We start from the raw sequence: 23091 nt of genomic DNA on the forward strand, positions 1-23091 counted from the left end.
CAGAGTAAGCGCTAAAGCGCCAACTCTGGTCGACATAGGAGACGTGGTCCATGACGGCAAAGATCGGTTCGAAGATCGAACAGCGGCGCAACATCGGCCGTCGTGCATTGCAGGTATCCGGATTGGGGCTCGGTACGGCGCCGCTGGGTGGCCTGTATCGCGATCTGTCCGAAGAAGAAGCGCACGCGACTATCGCCGCTGCGTGGGACGCCGGCGTGCGTTTTTTCGACACCGCGCCGCACTACGGTCACACGAAAGCTGAGCACCGTCTGGGCGACGCGTTGCGCGGCTATCCGCGCAGTGAATACGTGCTGTCCACGAAAGTCGGGCGCCGCTTCGTGCCGCGCACCACGCCCTACGACGGTAGCGAAGGCTGGCAAGACCCGCTGCCGTTCCAGGCGATCTTCGACTACACGCACGACGGTATTCTGCGTTCGTTCGAAGACAGCCAGCAGCGTCTCGGCATCGTCGATATCGACATTCTGCTGGTGCACGATATTGGCGTTGTCACGCATGGCGACAAGAACCCCCATTACTGGCGGCAACTCACCGAAGGCGGCGGCTTTCGTGCGCTCGATGATCTGCGCTCCTCGGGCGCGGTCAAGGCGGTCGGGCTCGGCGTCAACGAAGGCGCGGCAATACTCGACGTGATGGCCGAATTCGATATCGATTGCGCGTTGCTCGCGGGCCGTTATACGCTGCTTGAACAGACCACGCTCGACGACCTGCTCCCAGCATGTGAACAACGCGGCGTCAGCATCCTGTTAGGCGGCGCATTCAACTCAGGCATTCTGGCGCGCGGTGTCGAAGGCGATCTGAAATTCAATTACGGCGATGCGCCGAGCGAAATCATCGAACGCGTCGCGCGGCTGGAAGCGGTGTGCCGGGTGCATGGCGTGCCGCTTGCCGCCGCGGCTTTGCAGTTTCCGTATGCGCATCCGGCGGTCGCAACCGTGTTGACCGGCGCGCGCAGTGCCGACGAATTGCGTGAGAACGCCGCGTCGTTCGAGCAGCCGATCCCAGCGGATCTGTGGTCCGCGTTGCGTGACAAAGGCTTGCTCGACAGCCGCGCGCCCGCGCCGGAGGATTGATTTGACGATACATATCGACGCTCACCAGCACTACTGGGACCCCGCTCGTGGCGACTACGAGTGGCTCACGCCGGAACTGAAAATCCTGTACCGGCCGTTCGGTCCCGACGATCTCAAGCCACTGCGAGAAGCAGCGGGCGTCGAACGGACGGTGGTGGTGCAGGCGGCGCCGACTATCGATGAGACGCGCTACTTGCTGGACATCGCGCGGCATGAGCCATCGATTGCCGGTGTAGTCGGCTGGGTGCCGTTGTTGCTGCCCACGGCACCGGCTGTGATTGGAGCGCTAGCGCATGAGCCGAAGTTCAAAGGCGTGCGGCCGATGCTGCAGGATCTACCCGACGATACATGGATTGCGAATCCCGATCTCGCGCCCGCAATCGAAGCACTGATCGAGCATGACCTCGCGTTCGACGCGTTGATTTACGCGCGGCACGTCGAGCCTTTCGAAACGTTCGCGACGCGTTTCCCCGCGCTGCGCATCGTCGTCGATCACGGCGCGAAGCCACCGATTCGTTACGGTCGCGCGGGTTGGCAAACATGGGCCGACGCAATCACTCGGCTCGCAAAGTTGCCGCAAGTGCATTGCAAGCTGTCGGGACTCGTCACCGAAGCGTCGCCCGGCTGGAGCGAAGAAACGCTTCATCCGTATGTCGAGCATCTGCTGAAGTCATTCGGTCCCTCGCGTTTGATGTGGGGCAGCGACTGGCCGGTGCTCGATCTGAACGGCGACTATCAGGTCTGGCACTCAGTGGCGAACACCTTGCTCGCGTCCTTGAGCGAGGCCGAGCGAGAGGCGGTTTTCGGCGGCAACGCCGCTGCGTTTTATCGACTTTGATGTGACGAAGACGAGTTACGAACACAAGAGAAAGCCCATTCAACTGGAGTCGCAGATGACACAAAGACTGGCCGGCAAGACGGCCCTGATCACCGCCGCAGGACAAGGTATCGGTCTCGCCACCGCAGAAATGTTCGCGCGCGAAGGCGCGCGCGTGATCGCCACCGATATCCGCATCGACGGACTCGCCGGCAAGCCGGTCGAAGCGCGCAAGCTCGACGTGCGCGACAACGCGGCGATCAAGGCGCTGGCCACCGAACTCGGCGCGATCGACGTGCTGTTCAACTGCGCGGGCTTCGTGCATGCCGGCTCGATTCTCGAATGCAGCGAAGAAGATTGGGACTTCGCCTTCGACCTGAACGCGAAGGCGATGTACCGGATGATCCGCGCGTTTTTGCCTGCCATGCTGGAGAAGGGCGGCGGCTCGATCATCAATATGTCGTCGGCGGCCTCGAGCGTGAAGGGCGTGCCGAACCGCTTTGCGTACAGCGCGTCGAAAGCCGCGGTGATCGGGTTGACCAAGTCCGTCGCTGCAGACTTCATTACACGTGGTGTACGCTGTAACGCGATCTGCCCGGGCACGGTGGCTTCGCCGTCGCTCGAACAGCGGATCGTTGAGCAGGCCAAAGCGCAAGGCGCGACGCTAGAGGCCGTGCAGGCAGCCTTTGTCGCGCGTCAGCCGATGGGTCGCATCGGCAAGCCGGAAGAGATCGCCGCGTTGGCGTTGTATCTCGCGTCCGACGAATCGTCGTTCACCACCGGCCACGCGCATGTGATCGACGGTGGCTGGTCGAACTGACGCACACTGATCAACGCTGAAACACGAACCGAATACCACTGAACGGAAAGGGAAGTGCAACGATGAAACTGCTTCGTTATGGGCCGAAAGGCCAGGAAAAGCCGGGCCTGCTCGACGCGCAAGGCAAGATTCGCGATCTGTCGAAGGTGGTTGGCGATATCGACGGCGCCGCGCTGAGCGACGAAAGCCTCGCCAAGCTGCGTGCACTCGATCCGGCTTCGCTGCCGTTGGTCGAAGGCAATCCGCGCATGGGACCGTGCGTCGGCAAGATCGGCAAGTTCATCTGCATCGGGCTGAACTATGCGGACCACGCCGCCGAATCGAATCTGCCGGTGCCGGCGGAACCGGTGATTTTCAACAAGTGGACGAGCGCGATCAGTGGCCCGAACGACGACGTCGAAATTCCGCGCGGCTCGAAGAAGACCGACTGGGAAGTCGAACTCGGCGTGGTGATCGGCAGGCCCGCGAAATATATCGACGAAGCCAACGCACTCGACTACGTCGCCGGTTACTGCGTGATCAACGACGTGTCGGAACGCGAATGGCAGATCGAACGCGGCGGCACGTGGGACAAGGGTAAGGGCTTCGATACGTTCGGCCCGATCGGCCCGTGGGTCGTGACGCGCGACGAAGTCGCCGATCCGCAGAACTTGAGCCTGTGGCTCGAAGTGGATGGCCACCGCTATCAGAACGGCAGCACGAAGACGATGGTGTTCGGCGTCGCGAAGCTGGTGTCGTATGTGTCGCAGTGCATGAGCCTGCAACCGGGCGATGTGATTTCGACGGGCACGCCGCCGGGCGTCGGCATGGGCGTGAAGCCGAATCCGGTGTATCTGAAGCCAGGCCAGACGATACGTCTCGGTATTGAAGGTCTCGGCGAACAGACGCAGAAGACTTACGCGGCGGAATAAGCGGTGCGATAGACGGTGCAGTAAGCCGCACAATTGGCACCGTTCAGAATGAAAAACCGCGCCTGCTTCCCAGCAGGCGCGGTTTTTTTATGTACCCCGGTGTGAGCCTTATGACTCGCCCGTCCCATCTCCAATGCACGGTTCCGTTCAACCCGCCGGCTCGTGCTCGCCGTTCTCGCTGATGCGATTGATCGTGCCTTGCGCAACGGCGACGAGTTTCTCGCGCTGCCCGTCCATCACATACACATTGCACTGGCAGGTCGCCTGATAGCGTCCCGCGTAGACGACCTTCGCCCGCGCGATCAGCGTGCCGTTCATCACCGGCCGCAGATAGTTGATCTTGTACTCGCCGGTCACGACCTTCGGCCCCAGCGACAGCGCGCCGGCGAACGTCAGCGCATTGTCGGCGAGATAACTGATGACACCGCCATGCACAAAGCCATGTTGTTGCCGCAACTCGTCGCGGATCGGCAGACACAGCGTCAGTTCGTTGGTGCCGGTGTGCATCAGTTCGGTGCCCAGCAGCATGCTGAACGGCTGGGCATGCAGTGCGCCGCGCGCCCGGTCGAGGATGTCGGTCATTGTGATTCCTTCGGGCGTAGCCCGCAGTGGCATCTGCACCGGCGTCCATTGTGCAGTCCCTACCCACTCTAGGAAGCGCCGACGCATCGCGTCAAGGTGAATCCAAAATATCTGCGCAGCATTGTTGCGAAAAATGACGGGAATTGCGAAGTTGGCCGATGAAAAGGGGACGTAAGACGATTTTTGACGACATTGATCTCAAGCAAAGTTTGGCCTTGCCGTTAACCCTGACGTAGGTCCCGTCATTCTTTGCTTTAGGTGTTCACGATGTTCAGCAAGATCAAGGTCGCATCCGGCCTGTTGTGTGTTCTGGCCGCGTTCTGCGTTTTCCAGCTTGTCACGGTGGGTTTGGGATTCTGGTCGCTCACGCGCACGCATGACGACGTGGGTGATCTGTCGAATATCGCCTTGAAGCAGGTGGACGCGGTCAATGAAACGACCCAGCATCTGATGGATGCGCGCATCAACCTGTCGCGGGCGGGTACGCGCATGGTGCGCGGCGGCGCCGAGCCGGCCGACATCGTGCAGCATGCCCGCGAACAGCTGACGGCGGCCGACCAGTCGTTCGGCGCGTTTATGAGCGCGCAGAAGACCAGCGACGAAAACAGCACCCGCGCTGCGGCGCTCGCCGAGCGCTACAAAAAGCTGCACGACGCGCTTGCGGAACTGGTGCAGTTTCTCGACTCGAACAATATCCAGGCCTTTCTCGACCAGCCGACCCAAGGCTTCCAGGACGCGTACCTCGCGGAGTCGCACAACTTCGTGCAATTCGGCGCCGCCGCGAGCCGCGCGTCGCTCGATTCGATCGACACCCGCATGGCCACGTTCCGCGCCGTCAGCATCGCGATCCTGCTGGCATTGGTGACGGGCACATTCGGCGTGTACGCAGCGCTCCGTAAGGGCGTGGTGGCGCCGCTGGAAGAAGCCGGCCGTCACTTCGACCGCATCGCGCAAGGGCGTCTCGACCAGCCGATCGCTTCGCGCGGTACCAATGAGATCGGCCGCCTCTTCTCGGGCCTCGCGAAAATGCAGGCGAGCGTGGCGCGCACCGTGCAAACCGTGCGCGAATCCGCTGACTCGATTCATCTCGGCGCCGACGAAATTGCCACCGGCAACGCCGATCTGTCGGCACGTACGGAAAACCAGGCGGCATCGCTCGAAGAAACCGCGTCGAGCATGGAGGAATTGACCGCCACGGTGCGCCAGAACGCCGATCACGCCCGTGAAGCCAATGCCCTCGCCGAAACCGCCTTGGAGGCGACCTCGCGCGGCAGCGAAGTGGTCAACGAGGTGGTCGACAAGATGCGCGGCATCGCGCAAAGCTCGGACAAGATCGCCGAGATCATTTCGGTGATCGACGGCATCGCGTTCCAGACCAATATCCTGGCGCTGAACGCGGCCGTCGAAGCGGCGCGCGCGGGCGAACAGGGCCGTGGCTTCGCCGTAGTGGCGGGCGAGGTGCGCGGGCTCGCCCAGCGCAGCGCGCAATCGGCGAAGGAAATCAAGACGCTGATCAGCGAATCCGTCGCCGAAATTCAGGGCGGTTCGGCGCTGGTCGAGCATGCCGGTGAGGCGATGAGCAACGTTTCCGCGTCGATTTCGCGCGTCACGCAGATGATGGCGGAAATCAGCGCGTCGTCGCTCGAGCAGAGCACGGGCATCGAGCAGGTCAACCAGGCGGTGGTGCAGATGGACGAGATGACGCAGCAGAACGCGGCGCTCGTCGAGGAAGCCGCCGCAGCGGCAGCCTCGCTGCATCAGCAGACGCAGCAATTGAAGGACGCCGTTTCCGTGTTCGAAATTTCTGAGACTGTGTTGCGAATGCAACAAATGGACGATCTGCGCGGGCAAACGGCGGCGTTTGCGCCGTCAGGAATGCGGGCGATCTAGACCGCGAACGTGCCCAAAAAGAGGGCATCTGCAATAGAAAATGGCCCGCCAAAGCGGGCCATTTTGCATTAGACGCAAGCGCCTAAGGGTGCCTCAACGTACCGGAAGGTACTTAGGCCGGCTGGATGTTCGCAGCTTGCTTGCCCTTCGGGCCTTGCTTGACTTCGAACGTCACTTTCTGGTTTTCCTGCAGGGACTTGAAGCCGCTGCCTTGAACTTCCGAAAAGTGTGCAAACAGGTCTTCGCCGCCGTCGTCCGGGGTGATGAAGCCAAAGCCCTTTGCATCGTTAAACCACTTCACAGTACCTGTTGCCATTTTTAATCCAGTAAATGTTGTGTGTTGCATTCGCGACCGCTATTTCTCAACACGAGATCGAGCGCGAAGTACGAGTTGTATCACGTCTTTATGATGGACGCCAATCAACAAGTATTCGGGTATTCCCCTGATTGGACCCTTTTGAGGTTCGGAAACCATTTTCCAAGGGGGCCCAGCCGGTAGGGTAAACTGCTTGTATTACTCTTCCAGGAAAAACATTGACACATTATTTGCAAGATGAACTTACCTCATTCTGGAGTCGTTTGACCCCCTATCTCGCGATATTGGAGTCGAAATCACCTCAAGAAGGCGCCCCGGATCCGGTCGGCCGTATCACGGTCGATACCGAAGAGCACCAGGCTTTCGCCCTTCACACCACCGATAAAAAGCCGCACGGCGACACATCGGATACCCCCACCGGACACAGCGCGACCTACACGCGATTCAAAACTGCCGACGCCGATTGGGGACCTTGGCAACGCGAAGAATACTGATTGACCGGTCAGTCGGCTTTTGACGCCGATGCCCGGGAAGACGGCGGCCGGCACTTAGCCCGGCAAGGCGTCATAGGCGGTCGCGAGGTGATAGGGGGTGGTCGACGGCATGTCGGCGCGCACCACATCACCGGCGGCCGTTTTGCATTCGAACCAGCCTTGCGGACGCAGGAAGCGTTGCCTGAAGAGTTCGATTTGCCGCGGCAGCGCGGCGTGCGCAGCGGGGTCGTCATGGCTCGCCAGGGCGCGCAGGTACTCGGTCTGCGCCCAGATCCGCTGGGTGGCGTCCTTGATGCGTCCGGTTTCGTCGAGCGAGGCGTACACGCCGCCCGTTTGCGGGTCCACGCCATATTGCTGCGCGAAGCTGAACGCGCGCGTCAGCGATTCGTCGAGACCTGAGGCTTCGAACAACGCACCCGCCTGCTTGACCAGCCAGAACCATTCGAACTGGTGCCCCGGTTCCAGACGGTTGTCGTCCGCGCCAATCGGCAATTCGGCGACGCAGCCGGTCGGCGCATGCACGAAGTGATGCGCGATGGCGCCGGCGAGGCGGCGCAACGCGGCGTCGAAGGCGTTGTCGCGCGTGACTTCGCGGGCGGCCAACCAGGCTTCGGTGAGGTGCATTAAGGGATTCTGGATCGGCGTGCCGGTCACGCTGGCGAAGTCCGCGGTGAGTGCGGCGTTGAACAGATCATCGTCGGCCGCGAAGTGCGACTGAATTAGTGACGACGTGCGATGCACGACTTCCAGCGCGTCGCGGTTGCCGGAACGGCCGGCATATTCCGCGCAGGCGAACACGACGAACGCATGCGTGTACAAGTCTTTGGTCGTGTCGAGCGGCGCGCCCTGCGCATCCACGCTATAGAACCATCCGCCGTTGCGCGTGTCCTGAAAGGCGTGCATCAGCGAGTCGAACAGCACCTGGGCATGCGCTGCATCGCCTGCTTGCGAGAACACGAACAATTGTCGCGCGCACGCCATCGCCCGATAACGCTCCGCGGGCAACGGTTCGGGACCCTCGGCGCTGACCGCTTCGTAGGGCAGCTTCAGCACGGGGTTGAAACCGGGTCCGCGCCACAGCGGCAGCACGACGTGAGTGAAGTGATCACGCAGTGTGGTGGCAAGCGGGATGGTCGAAGCGGTGAAAGGGGTCATGCTCTGCATAGTTCGGTTGGTCAAACGCGGTCATTCGAAGCGCGTGCGGGTTTTGGCTCTTGCCACGGCGCGCGCCGCCGGCGATCGTGGGTGCTGATTGGCCCGCAATAGGGCAGTTCGACAGCGGCACGACGATCGTCCCAGCAACCCGCGCGGCGACGTGCGGCCAAGCATAAAGCAAACGGCTGCCGCTGGCACTCCGTCACAGTGATCACGTTGCACCGCGTGTCGAATACCGAATATGAAGCGATCTGCTCGCGCCTGCGTCAGTTGCACGGCGTCAAGCAGTTTCGGCAGGGCGAGGCGTCGTCTTAAAGACGGAAAAACCTCGGCGAATGGCTTCGGCAGGGGCGGGCGGCCGTGCGACAATGCGGTCTCGAAAAATTCCAATGGCATTGACGAGCGGTGCTCGGCGCCCGCTTTCCGGCGACGACCGCTTTTTTCTCTATGGCAGATTCCGCAGCATCCACGCAGTCCCGGCCTCAGCGCGCCGCTTCGAAGAAGCGGCGGCAGGCCACCGTCTCGACCGAAACTGAAAACAAGCTGGCGCGTGCCGCGCGCTCGGCACAACGTCTCGCGCAACTGAGCGATGCCTCGCGCGACGACAGCACGCTCGACCTGTTCCCCGACGATCCCACTCGCGCCACGCTGGAAGCGATGAATATCGACGTCCGGCAAGGCACGTTGCACGGCTTTGAATTACCCGATGTCGTGCTGGCCGCGGTTGGCGCGATCGATGCCGACGGCATGTCGCTGGAGGCAAGGGCGGCGCGGCGCGCGCCTCGCGCTGCGAAATCGGATGAACCGGTGCAGGTGAATGCGCAATTGAGTGGGCTGGAGACGGAGGCCGTGGAGGCCACGGCATCGCCTGTCGGCGAGCTGGCTTTCGGGGATGTGAAGGCGGCAGCGGAAGCGTCGGCCCAAGAGAAGCCGGCGGCGTCGGCACGTGACGCGGTTGTGCCGCTCACGTCTGCGATGGCGGCGGCGACTGTGGCGCGCAGTGTGACCGCGCTGCGCCAGGCTGCTGAGCCGGGCGCAGCGACGACAGATGCAGCGGTTGCAACGACCTCGGGCGGTGCCAGGCCGCCTATTCCGCCGCAGCGTTTCGCGGCGACTTTTGCCAAGGCGACGACGGCTTCGAGAGAAGCGGTCGGCGCAGAAGGCGCGCATGCGGGAGCGGAGCGTGCTTTGTCTTCCTCCGAGTCTGGGGCTGGGACTGATTCCGGCGCGGTGGTTGCTGAGCCGAGGCCGGCTGCGAAGTCGTCGGGCAATGTGTCTGCGTTTGCGCCCGCATCGGCATCTGCGCTGGCGTCGGCGTCGGCATCAGCGCCCGCATCAGCCTCGGCATCTGCCGCGCACACAAACGCGTCTTTCTCTGCGCCTTCTTTCCGTGAAGCCCAGCGCGCCGAAGCAGCCGCGGCAGCGCTGCGGGCCGCGCCTGAACTCGACCGCGCGCGTGCTACGGCCTTCGCCGATACCGTCGATGCCCTGTACGGCGTGATCGCCGATCAACGCCTCGCCGCGACCGACCATTCACGCCGAATGAAGTGGATGTTGTCGATCGTGGTGGGCGCGTTGCTGATGACAGTCGCGATCGGTATCACGCAGACGGTGCTCCTGATGCGCCTGACGCGTGAAACCACCGCCCAGCAACACCGCATCGAACAGATGATGCAGAACCAGCAGGCCGCCATGGCCAGCTTGCTCGACACGCACATCGCGATGGCCAACGCGACGGCGGCCAATGCGGCTTCTGACGCAGCCGCAACCGCAGCGCCTCAGCCAGCCGTGGCCACGCCAGCGCATGGCAAACGCGGCACGCGCGCACAGCACGCGCACAAGCCGAAGGCTGCCAATTCGCACTGATATTCAACGACTGCCGCGCTGGCGTTAGCCGGCCGCGGCAGCTCGTTTTGCCCGCGCAAACAGCCGGGCGCCTATTGCCGCTCCCGGCCCCGCAGCATCGCGGCTTCCAGTCCTGAACCCCCAGCCCCGCTCTCGCTCCCTGTCTCCCAGGATAGGCGCCGTAAGGCAACACCCGCCGCCAACACCTCGCAAGCCAAACGTCGCGTTTTACACTCTCGTTGCTGTTGCGAAGCCGGACCGGATACGCCAGCGCATCTTCTGACGGGAGCCACCATGCCGACCAGCACGCACAAATATTCGATCGAGGAACTGCTAGGCGCGCTTCTGCGCGATCAGGGCATCCACGAAGGGCACTGGGCGTTGAACGTCGAGTTTTCGGCGACGGGCGCTTCCGTCAAGCCGCAAGAGAACCCCGCGCGGACCTTGCCGGGGCTGATTGTCTCCGTCAACAGCGCGACGCTGATGCGTGCGGAGAGCACTGCGGAGGGTGCAGTCGATGCAGCCGTAGTGAACCCTCGTAAAAACACGACGAGCGCGAAACCCACGCGCAGCAGAAAGCCGCAATCGACCACCCTTCAGTAAGCGGACGCTTTTGACCCTGAAATACGAAAAACGGGGACGTTGTCATGGTGCGACGCACCATGGACTAAAACCCTGTGACAACACACCACACCCGAGAAATTGCTGCATTGCACTAGCTTTTGCCTAGGGAAAACCCTATAATTCTTCTTAAGGGAAAACCCTAGCTAATGCAGTAACCAACCGGGAGTCGCCATGAGCTTCATTTTTGCATTGTTCCAAAAGGTCAGCGACCTCTTTGCGTCGCCCCACCTGCCGCTGGATTCGGACTACTCGTACGCAGCACGTAGCCGCGAAGCAGAGCGCATGCGCAAAGCGCAATCTACGTTGTTCGGCATCAAGCTGAGCGACTAAAAAGCAAATTCGTATGGCCTGAGCGCGGACCATCGCGCATGGGCGCGCACGTCGAGTGCGCCTCGCATCATTGAAGCCACCGCCCGCGAAACGCGTGCCGTGGCTTTTGTTTTTGGTGCGCTCGCAGCCCGATTTCCAGTTTTTCCGAATATTTCCCGGCCGAAATGGATGTAACGGCGCCTCACACGGCGCCATCGTGTCATTCAGTTGATCCACCGCGCATGTGCTATAGACGGGCGGCGAAGGTCGAAAAGACTCCCATTCATCAGTCTTTTCCAATGAAATGTGCGCTTACAAGTGCTCACGTCTTCATGCGGTTTGCACCGCTAAAGTTGGTCTCAAGCGTACGGCGTCTGGTCCGAACCCAAAATAGCGGTTCGATGTTGACCGAACACGGGCGCTGGCTTGATACAAAACTTTGCATGGGAGGTCACGATGAAAACCTTTAGCAAGACGTCGCGTTCGATTGTTGCAACCCTGCTGGCGGGCGGCGCGTTGCTCGCAGCCGGCAGTGCTTTCGCCCAGGAACGGGTGGTTGTCGAGAATGGTCCGGGACCGGCGGTTTACGGTCAGCCGCACATGAGGCCGGTGGGCGTGTCGATCAACATCGGCTGGCATGGCGATCGTTACTACGACGGCCACCGCTACTGGGCTCATGACGACTGGATGCGTCATCATCCGCGCGACTACGATCCGCATCATCACGGCGACGATCATCGCCCGCCGCCCCCGCGCTACTAATGCGCGCATGACGGCGCCGTGCGACGCGGCGTGAAGTTCGCAAAGCCGGTCTTTCCTCACGGAAGACCGGCTTTGCCACGTTCGGTCTTGGAAAACGGCGCGCTACGCTATGCTCGAAGGCTTTCATCGACGGCAGCAGGAGAGCGGCGTGGACGAGGCAGTCATAGGCGTAGTGGGCACTGGATTGATGGGCGTCGGCATTGCGACGCAAAGCGCGTTGCATGGGCATCGGACGATCGTTCACGACGTCGACCCGGCGCGCCTCGCGAGCGTCGCGCCCAAGGCGGAAGCGGTACTCGACGAACTGATCGACGCCGGGCGCATCGACCACGCCGCCAAACAGGCGGCGCTCGGGCGCATCGAGACACATGCGCAACTCGACGTGATGGCGGCGGCGCAATTCGTGATCGAGGCGATTCCCGAGGTGCTGGAACTGAAGCATCGCCTGTATGCGTCGCTGGCTGAACTGATGGCAGACGATGCGATTCTCGCGAGCAACACAAGCGGTTTCCCACCCGATCAACTGGTTGCTCCGTTGCGCGCGAAGGAGCGTTTTCTGATCGCGCATTTCTGGAATCCGCCGCACATGATCCCGCTCGTCGAAGTCGTGCCGGGTACCGCGACCGCGCCGGAAGTCACCGAACGTACCGCTGCGTTGATGAGCGCGATCGGCATGGAGCCGGTGGTGCTCGCGAAGGCGATTCCGGGTTTTGTCGGCAACCGGCTGCAGTTCGCGGTGCTGCGCGAGGCGTTGAACATCGTGCGTTCGGGAGCGGCGACGCCTGACGTGGTCGATCGGGTCATGAAGGCATCGCTCGGGCGCCGGTGGGGGATCGTCGGGCCGCTCGAGGGCGCGGACATGGGCGGCCTCGATACCTTCCTCGATATCTCCCAGCATCTGATGCCGGAACTCGCCAAAGACGAAGACGTGCTCGATCTGCTGCGGGTGCAGGTGAACGCGGGGCGTGTTGGCGTACGTAGCGGTGCTGGTTTCTATGATTGGGACGACGCCCATTTGGCGCGCGTCAAAGCAGGCCGCAAGCAGGTGATTAGTCGCGGTTAATGGCGTTGCACGCACGTAGCGTGAAGCGGATCATGCAATCCAGATAATCAGGCATTTGGTCCAGAGTGGGACACGCTCGTCAGGAGTCGTTGCGTCTGAGAGCGGCGCGCCATGATTACCAGTTTTCCCGTTTCTTGTTGGTCGTGATTGCCCCAAGGGCTTGCTTCGAACTCGACGCCTTCTGAGTTCGGCCTGAGCGGTTGGCGATCGACGGAGGTTTCGCTTTCTTGGCGCCAGGGACGTGCCGTTGAAGCTTCGGCGTCTCGGCCTGCTCTGGTTCACTACCTGTCAAGACGGAGCGCGAAGCCAACCGATGAACAGGAATTCACGGAAGCGCGAATAGCCGTAGTCCGCTTCACTCCCGCCTCCAGCACCCCCAGCGAGTCTGCGGTATAAATACCACCCGCCTCACCCGCAAACCCCAACACAAACCATGCCCCACTACTTCTACAACCCCGCCACCGGTCACGGCCTCCCGCACGACCCGTTCAAGGCCATCGTCGCTCCGCGCCTGATCGGCTGGATTTCCTCACGCGCCACCGACGGCACGCTGAACCTCGCGCCCTACAGTTTCTTCGGCGCGTTCGCCAGCTTCCCGCCGATCATCGGCTTCTGCAGCGAAGGCCGTAAAGACAGCATCGCCAACATCGAGGCCACCGGCGAATTCGTCTGGAATCTGTCCAGCAAGCCGCTCGCCGAGCAGATGAACCGTTCCTCCGCACCAGTCCCGTCCCACGTCGACGAATTCGAACTCGCGGGCCTTACACCCGCGCCTGGCCGCAACGTGGCCGTGCCGCACGTCGCCGAATCGCCGGCCGCGCTCGAATGCAAGCTGCTGCAAGTGGTCCGTCTGCATACCCTCGACGGCAAGCCGATGGACAATTACCTATCGCTAGGCCAAGTAGTCGGCGTCCACATCAACGAGGCCTATCTGAAAGACGGTCTGTTCGACACCCACGCCGCGCAGCCGATCATGCGCGCGGGCTACCGCGCGGACTACGCGGGAATCGGCGAGATGTTCCAGATGTTTCGCCCGAGCGCATAATGGTCCGCAACAGCCGAAGCGTTTGAAGCAAGACGCACTGCGTAATGCGTGGTGCGTCCTCAGCCTGGTCGCCTTCGAGCAACGCATAGCCACCCCCGCAAACTGGCCCGCTTGATGCTTGCAACCGACGCTCCAACGCGTCGTTTTCAACTGCCGGCTCACTCAAGAGGAGCGCGATCATGTCCACCGAATTCGCTACGCAGTTCAGCCATGTCCGTCCGCAAGACACGTCCTACGTGGATCAGGGCCTACGCGACTTTTTTCTCTACCGCGATTTAGGCATCGCGCAGGCAACCGGCGGCAAGGTGCTCGCGCAACTCGTCAAGGCGAATCACGCACCAGAGCAAGGCACCGGTTGGCACCGTCATGAGGCCGATTTCCACATTGTGATCATGTTGAAGGGCTGGGCGCGCTTCATGTACGGCGACAAGGAGACGCTCGTCGCCGCCGGCGATTGCGTGCATCAGGCGCCGGGCATCGTCCACTATCTGTTCGATTACTCCGAAGATATGGAGTACATCGAGATCGTGTCGCCGGCCGATTTCAAGTCGATTGAAGTCGAAGGTCCGTGCGAAGTCCCGGCGGTGCAGCCGTGGAAGAGCGCCGTGGCTTAACTCACGATTGTGTCGCGGGCGGCCGCCGGCGCGGCGCCCGTGACGCTGCCTGCTGAGGCTTGGTGCCGCTGCCGGAGCTAACTCCGTTCGGCGAGTCAGTGACCACTGTCGCCGCCGAACCCACCTCGACATCGACCACTGCCGCCGCAGCCGGCGCCGCCGCCGTCACCTCAGCCGCCGCAGCCACAGACACCGGCTGAATCGTCCGCGCCCGCGAACTCACCACCACCGCACGCGGTTCGTTGTCGTAAATCACGGCCCGCACGCGTGGATAAATCTGCCGCTCCCACCGATGTCCATTGAACACGCCATAGTGCCCCACACCGGTCTGCACATGATGCGTCTTCAGATAAGGCCTCAACTTGTCGCACATATCCTGCGCAGCGAGCGTCTGCCCAACCGCGCAGATATCGTCTTTTTCGCCCTCCACGGTCAGCAGCGCAGTACGTCGAATCTTCGAAGGCTCCACCAGCCGTCCTTCCACCTCGAGTTCATGCAACGGCAGCGCGTGCCGCTGAAAAACCGTGTCGACGGTCTCCAGATAAAAATCGGCCGTCAGGTCCATCGTCGCGAAGTATTCTTCGTAGAAAGTGCGGATCGTATCGGCCTTCGTCGGATCGCCTTTGGCCCGCTCGTAATGCATGGTCTCGAACGAGTCGAGATGGCGGTTAAGGTTCATCGCCATGAACGCGGTCAGTTGCACGAAGCCGGGATACACGCGACGGTGCGCACCCCCAAAACCGAACGGCACCGCGCTGATCAGGTTCTGCTCGAACCACTCGATCGGCTTGCTTTTAGCCAGTTCGTTGACGCGCGTCGGGTTGATGCGGGTGTCGAGCGGGCCGGCCATCAGTGTCATGCTGGCGGGCTGCGCGGGGTTGTCATCGGCGGCCATTAGCGCGACCGCGGCCAAAGCGGCAACAGTCGGCTGACACACCGCCAGCAGATGCGCGCCCGGCCCGATCGTTTCGATGAAATCGATCACGTGACGTACGTATTCGTTGAAGCCGAAACGACCCTGGCTCAGCGGCACGTCACGCGGATTGTGCCAATCGGTGATGTAGACGTCGTGCTCGGCCAGCATTGTGCGCACGGTGCCGCGTAGCAGCGTCGCGAAGTGGCCGGACATCGGCGCGATCACCAGCACGCGCGGTTGCGGATGAGAAGGCGCGGTGTCTTTACGGAAATGCAATAGCGAACAGAACGGCGTGTGCGCCACGACTTCCTCGACGATCTGTACGGGTTTGCCTTCCGTCACCACGCTATCGATGCCGAATGGCGGCCTGACAGGCGTGAGTCCGGCGAGCGTCAGCAATTCGCAAGCCGCGCGTATCGAGCGTCCATGCGACGTATCGCCAAACGCGGGCCAGGCGTCGAGCGAATGATTCACCAGCGCTGCGCCGTGCCGCATCGGCAGCATCATGTCGGCGAAAGCCTGGTATGTGGGATATGCGAACAGGTTCATAACCTTCGCACGAGTGCAGAAAGGGAAGGAGCCCGAATAGAGGCAAGTCATGTGCCAATCGTGCAGTCGCACTGACGCGGCCGTCACTGCACGTTGGCATAGCATTTGCGCCGGTCATGGGAACGGGCCGAATTTGCCGCGCTTTGGTGCGCCCGCGCACGACAACGTGCATGCGCATCGTCAGGCGTCGGACGAACGCCTCATCTGGAGGAGAATCGTATGGCGAATACCACGCTCACCATCAGCAGCAAGAACTATTCGTCGTGGTCGCTGCGCGGCTGGCTGCTGACCAAATTCAGCGGCCTGCCGTTCGAAGAGATCGTGATGCCGATCGACGATCCCGCCGCGCGCGCCGAATTGTTGCTGCTGTCGCCGTCGATTCTGGTGCCATGTCTCTTTCACGACGGCATCAAGGTCTGGGACACCCTCGCGATTGCCGAATATCTGAACGAACTCAAGCCGGACGCGGCGCTATTGCCCAAAGACATTCGCGCGCGAGCGCATTGCCGCTCGATCTGCGGCGAGATGCATTCGGGTTTTGGCTCGCTGCGCTCGGCGTTGCCGATGAATCTGAAAGCGCATTTTCCGGGCTTCAAGGTGTGGGCGCGGGCGCAGTCGGATATCGACCGCATCGTGACGATCTGGAGCGAGTGCCTGAAGCAGTATGGCGGGCCGTTTCTGTTCGGCGAGCGCAGCGCGGCGGATGCGATGTACGCGCCGGTGGTGACGCGTTTCGTGACCTACGACGTCAAGCTGGATCCGGAGATCGTCGACTATGGGCAGCGCATCATGGCGCTGCCCGAGATGCAGCAATGGATCGCGGACGCGCAGCAGGAAGTGGAGGAGATCGACGAATTGGACGTCGAGTTTTGATCACGGCGCACGGCGGCGCGGCAAGCTGCCGCGCCGTTACATAGGCAACGCTTTAATCCCGCCCAGCCTCCAGCTTGAACACACTCACCACCTGCGCAAGCCGAGCAGCCTGATCGCGCAACTCAGCCGCGGCGAGTTCAGCCTCGCCGACGATCGTCGCGTTCTGCTGGGTCGCCTCGCCAATCTGCGTGACAGCGAGATTGACCTGCTCGATGCCACCCGATTGCTCGCGTGACGCAACGCTGATCTCCGCCATGATCGCGCGCACCTGGCCGACCTGTTGAACGATACCCTGCATCGTCGAACTCGCTTCCTCCGCGATCCGGAAACCGCTTTGCACGGTCGCCGTGGAGGCGGCGATCAGCCCGTCGATCTCCTTCACCGAAGCCGCGCTGCGCTGCGCCAGCGCGCGCACTTCCGACGCCACCACCGCAAAGCCCCGGCCGTGTTCGCCGGCGCGCGCCGCTTCCACGGCCGCGTTCAGTGCAAGGATATTGGTCTGGAACGCGATGCCTTCGATCACGCTGGTGATCTCGGCGATCTTCTGCGATGAGCGGCTGATCTCGCCCATCGTCGAGACCACGCGTTCGACGGCACGGCCGCCTTCGACTGCGGCATCGGCGGCATTCGTGACGAGCGTGTTGGCCTGCGCGGCATGGTCGGCGTTCTGTTGCACGGTCGACGTGATCTGTTCCATGCTGGCCGCCGTTTCCTCGAGGCTGCTCGCCTGGGTGGCAATGCGCGCGGCGATGTTGCCGCTGCCGGTGACGATCTTTTCAGTCCCTTCCGACATATCCGTCGACGCATTGCGCACTTGCGAAACGATGCGCGCAAGGCCTTCGCCGATGCCGTCGATCGACTGCATGAGGCGGCCAATTTCGTCGGCACGCGCATTCGCGCCCTTGACACCCTTCCCCACGCGCACGCTTAGATCGCCCGACGCGAAGCGCTCGGACGCTTTCGCGGCCTCATCGAGCGGACGGCTCACGAGGCGGCGCACGGCGATCAGGAACACGATTGCGAACACGCCGACCAGCGCGAAACCAATCAGCAGGAATTCATCGCGTGTCGCGACGACGTCCGCCATCACTTCGTCGCGCGGCGCGACGCCGCCCACCAGCCATTGCCATTCCGGCACGGTGATGAACGACACGAATTTGTCGCGCGCGTTGCGCTCGCCCAGCGTCGCGTCGGCGGAACTGAATTCGAGTTGGCCTTCTTTCATGTCGAGCATCTGCTGATACGGCGCGTTCGCGTTGTCCGCGTTCTGGCCGACGGCGGCCGGATGCACGATCAGCTTGCCGCGATCCGCGCCCTTCGAGGCATTGACCACGAAGTAGTAGCCGCTGTCGCCGATTTTCAGTTTGCTGATGCCGTCCTGGACCGACTGGATTTCCTTGTCCACGTTCACGCCGACAAACAGCGCGCCGATCACGCGACCGCTCGCGTCCGTAATCGGTCGATATTGCGTGATCAAACGTTTACCAAACAGCGCGGCGAGTCCCGTATAGGACTTGTTCGCCATGATCAGCCCGTACGCCGGCGCCTTGCGGTCGAGCAGCGTGCCGATCGCACGTGAGCCGTCCTGTTTCTTCAGCGATGTCGTCACGCGGACGAAGTCGTCGCCGCTGCGTGCGAACACGGTGGCCACCGCGCCGCTGCGTTCGAGAAACTGGTCGGGAATCGAGAAGTCCATGTTCAGGACTTTGTCGCCAGCCTTGATGGTTGGGGTGGCAACGCCGTTGATGTCGACTTTCTGGGTGTCGTCGAGCGTGTAGGCGGTGGGCAGGAAGCTCGCGAACAGCGACATCGAGCGATCGACTTCGGCGGACAGCGCCTTGTCGAACAGCGTGATCATTGCGGCGATCGAGCGATCTTTATCGGCGATGCGTTCGAGCACCTGATCGCTGACCTCTTTGCCGGCGCTGCGCGTGAGCGCCCATGTAAAGGCGGCAAAAATCAATGCCACCAGCGCGCACGACAGTACGGCAAGCCGGGCGCCAACACTGGCGCGGCGCAAAGAGAGAAATTCCATGGGCGTTCAGAGTAAGGAGGACATGAGGTGCGCAAACCATGCGAATGCATGGTTTTCACCTATGTCAGCATTACGGCCGATTTGCCCATATCTTTAGCGATTTCGAAAGCTTTGCGTAATGTAGCGGCGTAAACACCGTCAACGCGCTGACGCGCCGCGCCAGGTGCGCAGCAGCAGCGCATTGGTCACGACGCTTACACTCGAAAACGCCATCGCCGCGCCGGCCAGCATCGGGTTCAGCAAGCCGAAGGCGGCAAGCGGAATGCCGATCAGGTTGTAGACGAATGCCCAGAACAGGTTCTGCTGGATCTTGCGCCACGTCTTGCGCGAAATGTCGAAGGCGTCGGCCACCAGCGCCGGATCGCCGCGCATCAGCGTGATGCCGGCCGCCTGCATGGCAACGTCGGTGCCGGTCGCCATCGCGATGCCAATGTCGGCGGCGGCGAGCGCGGGAGCGTCATTGATGCCGTCGCCCACCATCGCGACGATGCCGGCGCTGCGGATCTTCAGATCGCGGATCACGCGGGCTTTGTCGTCGGGCAGCACTTCGGCGTGGAATTCGTCGATGCCGAGCGCCTGGGCCACGCTCGCTGCGCTGCCGTGGTTGTCGCCGGTGACGAGCACGCTTTTGATGCCCATCTGGGCAAGCCGTTCGACGGCCGCGCGGGCGGTCGGTTTGACGGTGTCGCCGAAGGCGATCAAGGCGAGCGCGGTGGGCGCAAGCGGTGCGCGCTGCATCAGCCAGGAGACCGTGTTGCCAGCGGCTTCGAGTTCTTTTGCGCGCTCGGTGAGTTCCGGCGGCAACTGGATGTCGAGTTCGTTGAGCCAGCGCGTGCTGCCGAGCGCCAGGGTGCGGCCGTTTATGTCGGCTTCTACGCCGCGCCCGGGCACCGCGCGTGCGGCGCTGGCCGTGAGTGTCGGAACTTGCGACGCCGCCGCGACCTTCGCTGTCGCAACGGACGCTGAAGCGCCCAGTCCGCTGCTATCGTCCAGCGCGCCGACGCCACCATTCGCCGGCGAGTCCTCAACCGCAGCGTCGTCCCGCAGACTGCCGCCCACCCGTGCCGCTTCATACGCCTTCACCACCGCCCGCGCCAACGGGTGATCGCTATGCTGCTGCACGGCCGCGGCGAGGGCCAACGCCTCGTCGCGCCCAATGCCGCCGATCGCTTCGAACGCCGTCACCGACGGTTGCCCGAGCGTCAGCGTGCCGGTTTTATCGAATGCAACGATATTCACTCGATGCGCGGTTTCCAGCGCCTCGGCGTCCTTGATCAGCACGCCGCGCCGCGCAGCAACGCCGGTGCCGGCCATGATGGCCGCGGGCGTTGCCAGTCCGAGCGCGCACGGGCAGGCGATCACCAGCACGGCGACCGCATTCAGAATGGCGGTTTCGCCCCCTGCGCCGGCGATCAGCCAACCCACCAGCGTGAGCGCCGCAATCGCCAGAATGGCCGGTACGAAGATCTCGCTGACGCGGTCGACCAGCCTTTGGATCGGCGCCTTCTCGGCCTGCGCGCTTTCCACGAGGCGGATGATTCGCGCAAGGGTCGTCTCCGCGCCGATCGCGGTCGTCGTCACCGCAATCGCGCCTTCGCCGTTGATCGAACCGGCGGTAACCGGATCGGCTGCCTGCTTCGGCACTGGCAGGCTTTCGCCGGTAATCAGCGATTCGTCGATATGGGTGCGGCCTTCGAGCACGGCGCCGTCGACTGGCACGCGTTCGCCCGGACGCACGATCACCACCGTGCCGACCCGCACTTGCGCGAGCGATACTTCGCGTTCGTCCGTGCCGACGCGGATGCGTGCGCGGTCGGGGCGCAGTGCGTTGAGGGCGCGGATCGCATCCGTGGTCTGGCGCTTGGCGCGCGCTTCGAGCCATTTGCCGAAACGCACCAGCGTAATCACGACGGCCGACGCTTCGAAGTACAGATGCGTCATGTCGCCCGGATGGGTCGCCAGTTCGTAGACGCTGATTCCGTAGGCCGCCGACGTGCCGAGCGCCACCAGCAAGTCCATGTTTCCGGCGCCGGCCCGCACCGCACGGTAGGCCGCGCGATAGAAACGCGCGCCGAATACGAACTGCACGATCGAGGCGAGGGCGAACTGCAGCCACGGCGAAAGCATTGCGTGCAAACCGAACCATTCGCCGACCATCGGCAGGACGAGCGGCAGCGTCAGCACGGCAGAGGCGAGTACGGCCGCCAGTTCGCGGCGTGTCTGGTTGCGTTTGTTGTCGGCAGAGGAGGCAAGAGTGGCATTCCCGGCAGCCGCTGCCGGTGCGTCCGGCGGCGCGATCAGCGTTGCCTCGTAGCCCGCTTTCTTGACCGCCGCGATCAACGCATCGGAGGCGGCATTGGCATCCGATGCCACGTCGCTGAGATTGACGGTTGCCGTTTCGGTCGCCAGATTCACCGACACGCCCGCGACTCCCGGCACCTTAGCCAGTGCTTTCTCGACACGCATCGCGCATGAGGCGCAGGTCATCCCGCCGATGTCGAGTTCGGTGGTTCTGAAGGGTGTAGCGTCCGCGGGACGCAGCGGCGTGGCAAGTTCGGTCATGGTAGACAAGGCTCGTCGCGGCATTGGGCCGCATCATGAGCCCAGTATTGACCTTCCCATGATGGGAAGGTCAAGGATGTTTTTGCGATGCGCCTTGCAGATCAGTCGCGTGACCTGACCAGCAGGTTAAGAACCAGCGCGGGATCGACAAAAATCGTCAACCATACGCTAAATGGTGTCCGCGCGTGCATTACCCAGTGTTATTCCTGCCTTTGCGCTTGCCTGGTGAGCAAGGATACGATACAACCCGATGTTGTCGGAATCGCGAGCCACCGCCTGGCTGCGCTGGGCTTAGGGAGGCCACGCAAACCGGTTTCGCTGCGCACCGACGTCTCCCTTAGGACCGCACGTTCTGCCACCTGAACGAATGATAAAAAATCGCCAAGAACTGTTTTCGCTTCACTGGACCTGCGCATCGCTCGTAGGCCTCGCATTTCTGGCTGGTTGTGCGTCGACTCCGTCCACGACGCAAAAAGCCAACAGTTGGATCAAGGACGAAGTCGCCGATTCGTATGTATTCGGCTATCCGCTGGTGCTGATGGGCGTCGCGCGCGACGCGGCGGTCGGCACCGATCCGGGCCAGGCGCCGGTCAATACGCTGCGTCACGCGCAGGCCTTGCCGCCGATAGGCGCGGCCAATCCGCTGCAGCCGAGTCTCGACACGCTCGACTCGACCGGCTGGCTGGACGTCGGCACGGAGCCGGTGATCGTGTCGCTGCCCGACTCGCGTGGCCGCTACGTGGACGCCCGCGTGCTCGACATGTGGACCAACGTGGTGTGGTCGACCAGCTCACAGTTCACTACCCGCGCCGCAGGCATCAAGACGCAAACGATTGCTTTCGTCGGCGCGGGCTGGCAGGGCGATCTGCCCAAGGGCGTGACGCGCGTCGACGTGCCGACCCGCAACGTCTGGGTGAGCGTGCGCATCCAGTCGAACGGCACCCGCGACCTGACAGCGGTTCGTAAGCTGCAGCGCGCCATCCGCGTCGCACCGTTGAGCGTCTACGCGGGCGGCACGCGCTCGGCATCGATTACGCCGCCTAGCAGCAGTGCTGCCGATGCCGCCGCCGCGGCCGCTTCCGGCACGCCGGCCGCGCAAGTCGCCGCGCTCGACGCGAACGGCTTCTTCAGCCGGCTCGCGCAGGCCTTGCCGGACAACCCGCCGACGCCGGCCGATCCGCATGCGCTGAAAATCCTTTCGGACTTCGGCGTGACGCCTGGTGATCCGGTGAAGCTGCCGAGCGCGCCCGAGGCGATCGCTGCGGGCCTTGCCGATGGCCACCAGCGTGTCGTGACGCCGCCGTCCAATCTGCAGAGCGGCAACGGTTGGAACTGGTTCGGCGACGGCGTGGGCAATTACGGCCCCGACTATGCGATGCGCGCTTACGCCGCGGCGATCCAACCGGGCATCGGCACGAAGGACGATGAAGTGCGCGCGGTCGTCACCCAGGACAGCGACGGTCATGCCCTCAACGGCGCAAATCGTTACGTGATCCACTTCGAGCCGAACCAGTTGCCGCCGGTGCGCGGCTTCTGGTCGATCACCGCCTACACGAAGGACGGCGCGTTAGGGGAAAGCGCACCGGCGCGTCTTGCAGTCGGCGACCGTAACGGTGCGCGCCGCAATCGCGACGGCTCACTCGACGTGACGGTGTCATCAACACGAGGTAAGAGCGGCAACTGGCTGCCGGCGCCGCGCGCCGATTTGCAACTGATGCTGCGTTTGTACGCACCGAAGCCGCAAGCCACCGATGGCAGTTGGCAACCGCCGGCCGTCGTGCGTCAGTGACATGCGCCGACGTCGATGAAGTTCGCCAG

21 protein-coding genes and 1 pseudogene are annotated in these 23091 nt (G+C 62.8%); 16 read left to right on the forward strand and 6 right to left on the reverse strand.

Features of this window, described 5'->3' with window-relative positions; all coding sequences use genetic code 11:
* The first annotated feature begins 50 nt into the window (after positions 1–50).
* The 4 genes from M0D67_RS05865 (at position 51) to M0D67_RS05880 (ending at position 3639) form a co-directional block, all read left to right on the forward strand.
* Positions 51–1091 carry an aldo/keto reductase gene (locus tag M0D67_RS05865; protein WP_266237810.1) on the forward strand — a complete coding sequence of 347 codons (1041 nt, stop codon included), beginning with the start codon at positions 51–53 and terminating at the stop codon, positions 1089–1091.
* 7 nt (positions 1092–1098) lie between these two features.
* Positions 1099–1929, forward strand: coding sequence for an amidohydrolase (locus M0D67_RS05870; RefSeq protein ID WP_266238270.1), 831 nt, complete (start codon positions 1099–1101; stop codon positions 1927–1929).
* 55 nt (positions 1930–1984) lie between these two features.
* Positions 1985–2728 (forward strand): SDR family oxidoreductase, encoded by a 744-nt coding sequence (locus M0D67_RS05875; RefSeq protein WP_266237813.1) that lies wholly within the window; start codon positions 1985–1987, stop codon positions 2726–2728.
* Between the two features lie 62 nt (positions 2729–2790).
* On the forward strand, positions 2791–3639 hold the full coding sequence (locus M0D67_RS05880; RefSeq protein ID WP_266237815.1) for an ureidoglycolate lyase: 849 nt from the start codon (positions 2791–2793) through the stop codon (positions 3637–3639).
* Positions 3640–3786: 147 nt separating this feature from the next.
* Here M0D67_RS05880 and M0D67_RS05885 read toward each other — a convergent pair whose 3' ends face one another.
* Positions 3787–4221 carry a PaaI family thioesterase gene (locus tag M0D67_RS05885; RefSeq protein ID WP_154557986.1) on the reverse strand — a complete coding sequence of 145 codons (435 nt, stop codon included), beginning with the start codon at positions 4219–4221 and terminating at the stop codon, positions 3787–3789.
* A 267-nt stretch (positions 4222–4488) separates the two neighbouring features.
* Here M0D67_RS05885 and M0D67_RS05890 point away from each other — a divergent pair, with 267 nt between their 5' ends.
* Positions 4489–6111 (forward strand): methyl-accepting chemotaxis protein, encoded by a 1623-nt coding sequence (locus M0D67_RS05890; RefSeq protein ID WP_266237819.1) that lies wholly within the window; start codon positions 4489–4491, stop codon positions 6109–6111.
* Positions 6112–6223: 112 nt separating this feature from the next.
* Here the strand turns inward: M0D67_RS05890 and M0D67_RS05895 are convergent, their stop codons facing one another.
* Positions 6224–6427 carry a cold-shock protein gene (locus tag M0D67_RS05895; RefSeq protein WP_007178724.1) on the reverse strand — a complete coding sequence of 68 codons (204 nt, stop codon included), beginning with the start codon at positions 6425–6427 and terminating at the stop codon, positions 6224–6226.
* 263 nt (positions 6428–6690) lie between these two features.
* Here M0D67_RS05895 and M0D67_RS05900 point away from each other — a divergent pair, with 263 nt between their 5' ends.
* Positions 6691–6921, forward strand: a complete 231-nt coding sequence (locus M0D67_RS05900; RefSeq protein WP_233464700.1) for a hypothetical protein — start codon at positions 6691–6693, stop codon at positions 6919–6921.
* A 54-nt stretch (positions 6922–6975) separates the two neighbouring features.
* Here M0D67_RS05900 and M0D67_RS05905 read toward each other — a convergent pair whose 3' ends face one another.
* Positions 6976–8085, reverse strand: coding sequence for an AGE family epimerase/isomerase (locus M0D67_RS05905; protein ID WP_266238272.1), 1110 nt, complete (start codon positions 8083–8085; stop codon positions 6976–6978).
* 192 nt (positions 8086–8277) lie between these two features.
* Here M0D67_RS05905 and M0D67_RS05910 point away from each other — a divergent pair.
* The 8 genes and pseudogenes from M0D67_RS05910 to M0D67_RS05945 form a co-directional block, all read left to right on the forward strand.
* Positions 8278–8391: pseudogene (locus M0D67_RS05910) on the forward strand (MgtC/SapB family protein); the annotation flags it as partial.
* Positions 8392–8523: 132 nt separating this feature from the next.
* Positions 8524–9942, forward strand: a complete 1419-nt coding sequence (locus M0D67_RS05915; RefSeq protein WP_266237821.1) for a hypothetical protein — start codon at positions 8524–8526, stop codon at positions 9940–9942.
* 273 nt (positions 9943–10215) lie between these two features.
* Positions 10216–10524: a hypothetical protein gene (locus tag M0D67_RS05920; protein WP_154557982.1), complete on the forward strand. Its 309-nt coding sequence runs from the start codon at positions 10216–10218 to the stop codon at positions 10522–10524.
* A 192-nt stretch (positions 10525–10716) separates the two neighbouring features.
* On the forward strand, positions 10717–10875 hold the full coding sequence (locus M0D67_RS05925) for a hypothetical protein (RefSeq protein WP_166618131.1): 159 nt from the start codon (positions 10717–10719) through the stop codon (positions 10873–10875).
* Between the two features lie 435 nt (positions 10876–11310).
* Entirely contained in the window at positions 11311–11616 is a 306-nt protein-coding gene (locus tag M0D67_RS05930) for a hypothetical protein (RefSeq protein ID WP_266237825.1), read from the forward strand.
* Between the two features lie 109 nt (positions 11617–11725).
* Positions 11726–12679 (forward strand): 3-hydroxyacyl-CoA dehydrogenase family protein, encoded by a 954-nt coding sequence (locus M0D67_RS05935; protein ID WP_266237827.1) that lies wholly within the window; start codon positions 11726–11728, stop codon positions 12677–12679.
* 433 nt (positions 12680–13112) lie between these two features.
* A complete protein-coding gene (locus tag M0D67_RS05940) occupies positions 13113–13724 on the forward strand; it encodes a flavin reductase family protein (RefSeq protein WP_266237829.1) in 612 nt (203 codons plus the stop codon).
* A 179-nt stretch (positions 13725–13903) separates the two neighbouring features.
* On the forward strand, positions 13904–14338 hold the full coding sequence (locus tag M0D67_RS05945) for a cupin domain-containing protein (protein WP_093634459.1): 435 nt from the start codon (positions 13904–13906) through the stop codon (positions 14336–14338).
* A 1-nt stretch (position 14339) separates the two neighbouring features.
* Here M0D67_RS05945 and M0D67_RS05950 read toward each other — a convergent pair whose 3' ends face one another.
* A complete protein-coding gene (locus M0D67_RS05950) occupies positions 14340–15803 on the reverse strand; it encodes a polyhydroxyalkanoate depolymerase (RefSeq protein ID WP_266237831.1) in 1464 nt (487 codons plus the stop codon).
* A gap of 219 nt (positions 15804–16022) precedes the next feature.
* On the opposite strand from M0D67_RS05950, the gene M0D67_RS05955 reads away from it, so the two are divergent.
* On the forward strand, positions 16023–16676 hold the full coding sequence (locus tag M0D67_RS05955) for a glutathione S-transferase family protein (RefSeq protein ID WP_266237833.1): 654 nt from the start codon (positions 16023–16025) through the stop codon (positions 16674–16676).
* A gap of 52 nt (positions 16677–16728) precedes the next feature.
* Here the strand turns inward: M0D67_RS05955 and M0D67_RS05960 are convergent, their stop codons facing one another.
* Together M0D67_RS05960 and M0D67_RS05965 are read right to left on the reverse strand one after the other, a co-directional pair.
* Positions 16729–18711, reverse strand: a complete 1983-nt coding sequence (locus tag M0D67_RS05960; RefSeq protein WP_266237835.1) for a methyl-accepting chemotaxis protein — start codon at positions 18709–18711, stop codon at positions 16729–16731.
* 138 nt (positions 18712–18849) lie between these two features.
* Positions 18850–21273 carry a cation-translocating P-type ATPase gene (locus M0D67_RS05965; protein WP_266237837.1) on the reverse strand — a complete coding sequence of 808 codons (2424 nt, stop codon included), beginning with the start codon at positions 21271–21273 and terminating at the stop codon, positions 18850–18852.
* A 367-nt stretch (positions 21274–21640) separates the two neighbouring features.
* Here M0D67_RS05965 and M0D67_RS05970 point away from each other — a divergent pair, with 367 nt between their 5' ends.
* Positions 21641–23062, forward strand: a complete 1422-nt coding sequence (locus tag M0D67_RS05970) for a DUF1254 domain-containing protein (RefSeq protein ID WP_266237840.1) — start codon at positions 21641–21643, stop codon at positions 23060–23062.
* Positions 23063–23091 lie beyond the last annotated feature (29 nt).

The organism is Paraburkholderia sp. SECH4 (genome assembly GCF_030511745.1).
GTDB lineage: Bacteria > Pseudomonadota > Gammaproteobacteria > Burkholderiales > Burkholderiaceae > Paraburkholderia > Paraburkholderia madseniana.

Excerpts from the sequence above, each read along its gene's own strand:
- M0D67_RS05865 (WP_266237810.1), top strand. The coding sequence starts at position 51 with ATGACGGCAAAGATCGGTTCGAAGATCGAACAGCGGCGCAACATCGGC.
- M0D67_RS05875 (WP_266237813.1), top strand. The coding sequence starts at position 1,985 with ATGACACAAAGACTGGCCGGCAAGACGGCCCTGATCACCGCCGCAGGA.
- M0D67_RS05880 (WP_266237815.1), top strand. The coding sequence starts at position 2,791 with ATGAAACTGCTTCGTTATGGGCCGAAAGGCCAGGAAAAGCCGGGCCTG.
- M0D67_RS05885 (WP_154557986.1), bottom strand. The coding sequence starts at position 4,221 with ATGACCGACATCCTCGACCGGGCGCGCGGCGCACTGCATGCCCAGCCG.
- M0D67_RS05890 (WP_266237819.1), top strand. The coding sequence starts at position 4,489 with ATGTTCAGCAAGATCAAGGTCGCATCCGGCCTGTTGTGTGTTCTGGCC.
- M0D67_RS05895 (WP_007178724.1), bottom strand. The coding sequence starts at position 6,427 with ATGGCAACAGGTACTGTGAAGTGGTTTAACGATGCAAAGGGCTTTGGC.
- M0D67_RS05905 (WP_266238272.1), bottom strand. The coding sequence starts at position 8,085 with ATGCAGAGCATGACCCCTTTCACCGCTTCGACCATCCCGCTTGCCACC.
- M0D67_RS05915 (WP_266237821.1), top strand. The coding sequence starts at position 8,524 with ATGGCAGATTCCGCAGCATCCACGCAGTCCCGGCCTCAGCGCGCCGCT.
- M0D67_RS05920 (WP_154557982.1), top strand. The coding sequence starts at position 10,216 with ATGCCGACCAGCACGCACAAATATTCGATCGAGGAACTGCTAGGCGCG.
- M0D67_RS05925 (WP_166618131.1), top strand. The coding sequence starts at position 10,717 with ATGAGCTTCATTTTTGCATTGTTCCAAAAGGTCAGCGACCTCTTTGCG.
- M0D67_RS05930 (WP_266237825.1), top strand. The coding sequence starts at position 11,311 with ATGAAAACCTTTAGCAAGACGTCGCGTTCGATTGTTGCAACCCTGCTG.
- M0D67_RS05935 (WP_266237827.1), top strand. The coding sequence starts at position 11,726 with ATGCTCGAAGGCTTTCATCGACGGCAGCAGGAGAGCGGCGTGGACGAG.
- M0D67_RS05940 (WP_266237829.1), top strand. The coding sequence starts at position 13,113 with ATGCCCCACTACTTCTACAACCCCGCCACCGGTCACGGCCTCCCGCAC.
- M0D67_RS05945 (WP_093634459.1), top strand. The coding sequence starts at position 13,904 with ATGTCCACCGAATTCGCTACGCAGTTCAGCCATGTCCGTCCGCAAGAC.
- M0D67_RS05950 (WP_266237831.1), bottom strand. The coding sequence starts at position 15,803 with ATGAACCTGTTCGCATATCCCACATACCAGGCTTTCGCCGACATGATG.
- M0D67_RS05955 (WP_266237833.1), top strand. The coding sequence starts at position 16,023 with ATGGCGAATACCACGCTCACCATCAGCAGCAAGAACTATTCGTCGTGG.
- M0D67_RS05960 (WP_266237835.1), bottom strand. The coding sequence starts at position 18,711 with ATGGAATTTCTCTCTTTGCGCCGCGCCAGTGTTGGCGCCCGGCTTGCC.
- M0D67_RS05965 (WP_266237837.1), bottom strand. The coding sequence starts at position 21,273 with ATGACCGAACTTGCCACGCCGCTGCGTCCCGCGGACGCTACACCCTTC.
- M0D67_RS05970 (WP_266237840.1), top strand. The coding sequence starts at position 21,641 with ATGATAAAAAATCGCCAAGAACTGTTTTCGCTTCACTGGACCTGCGCA.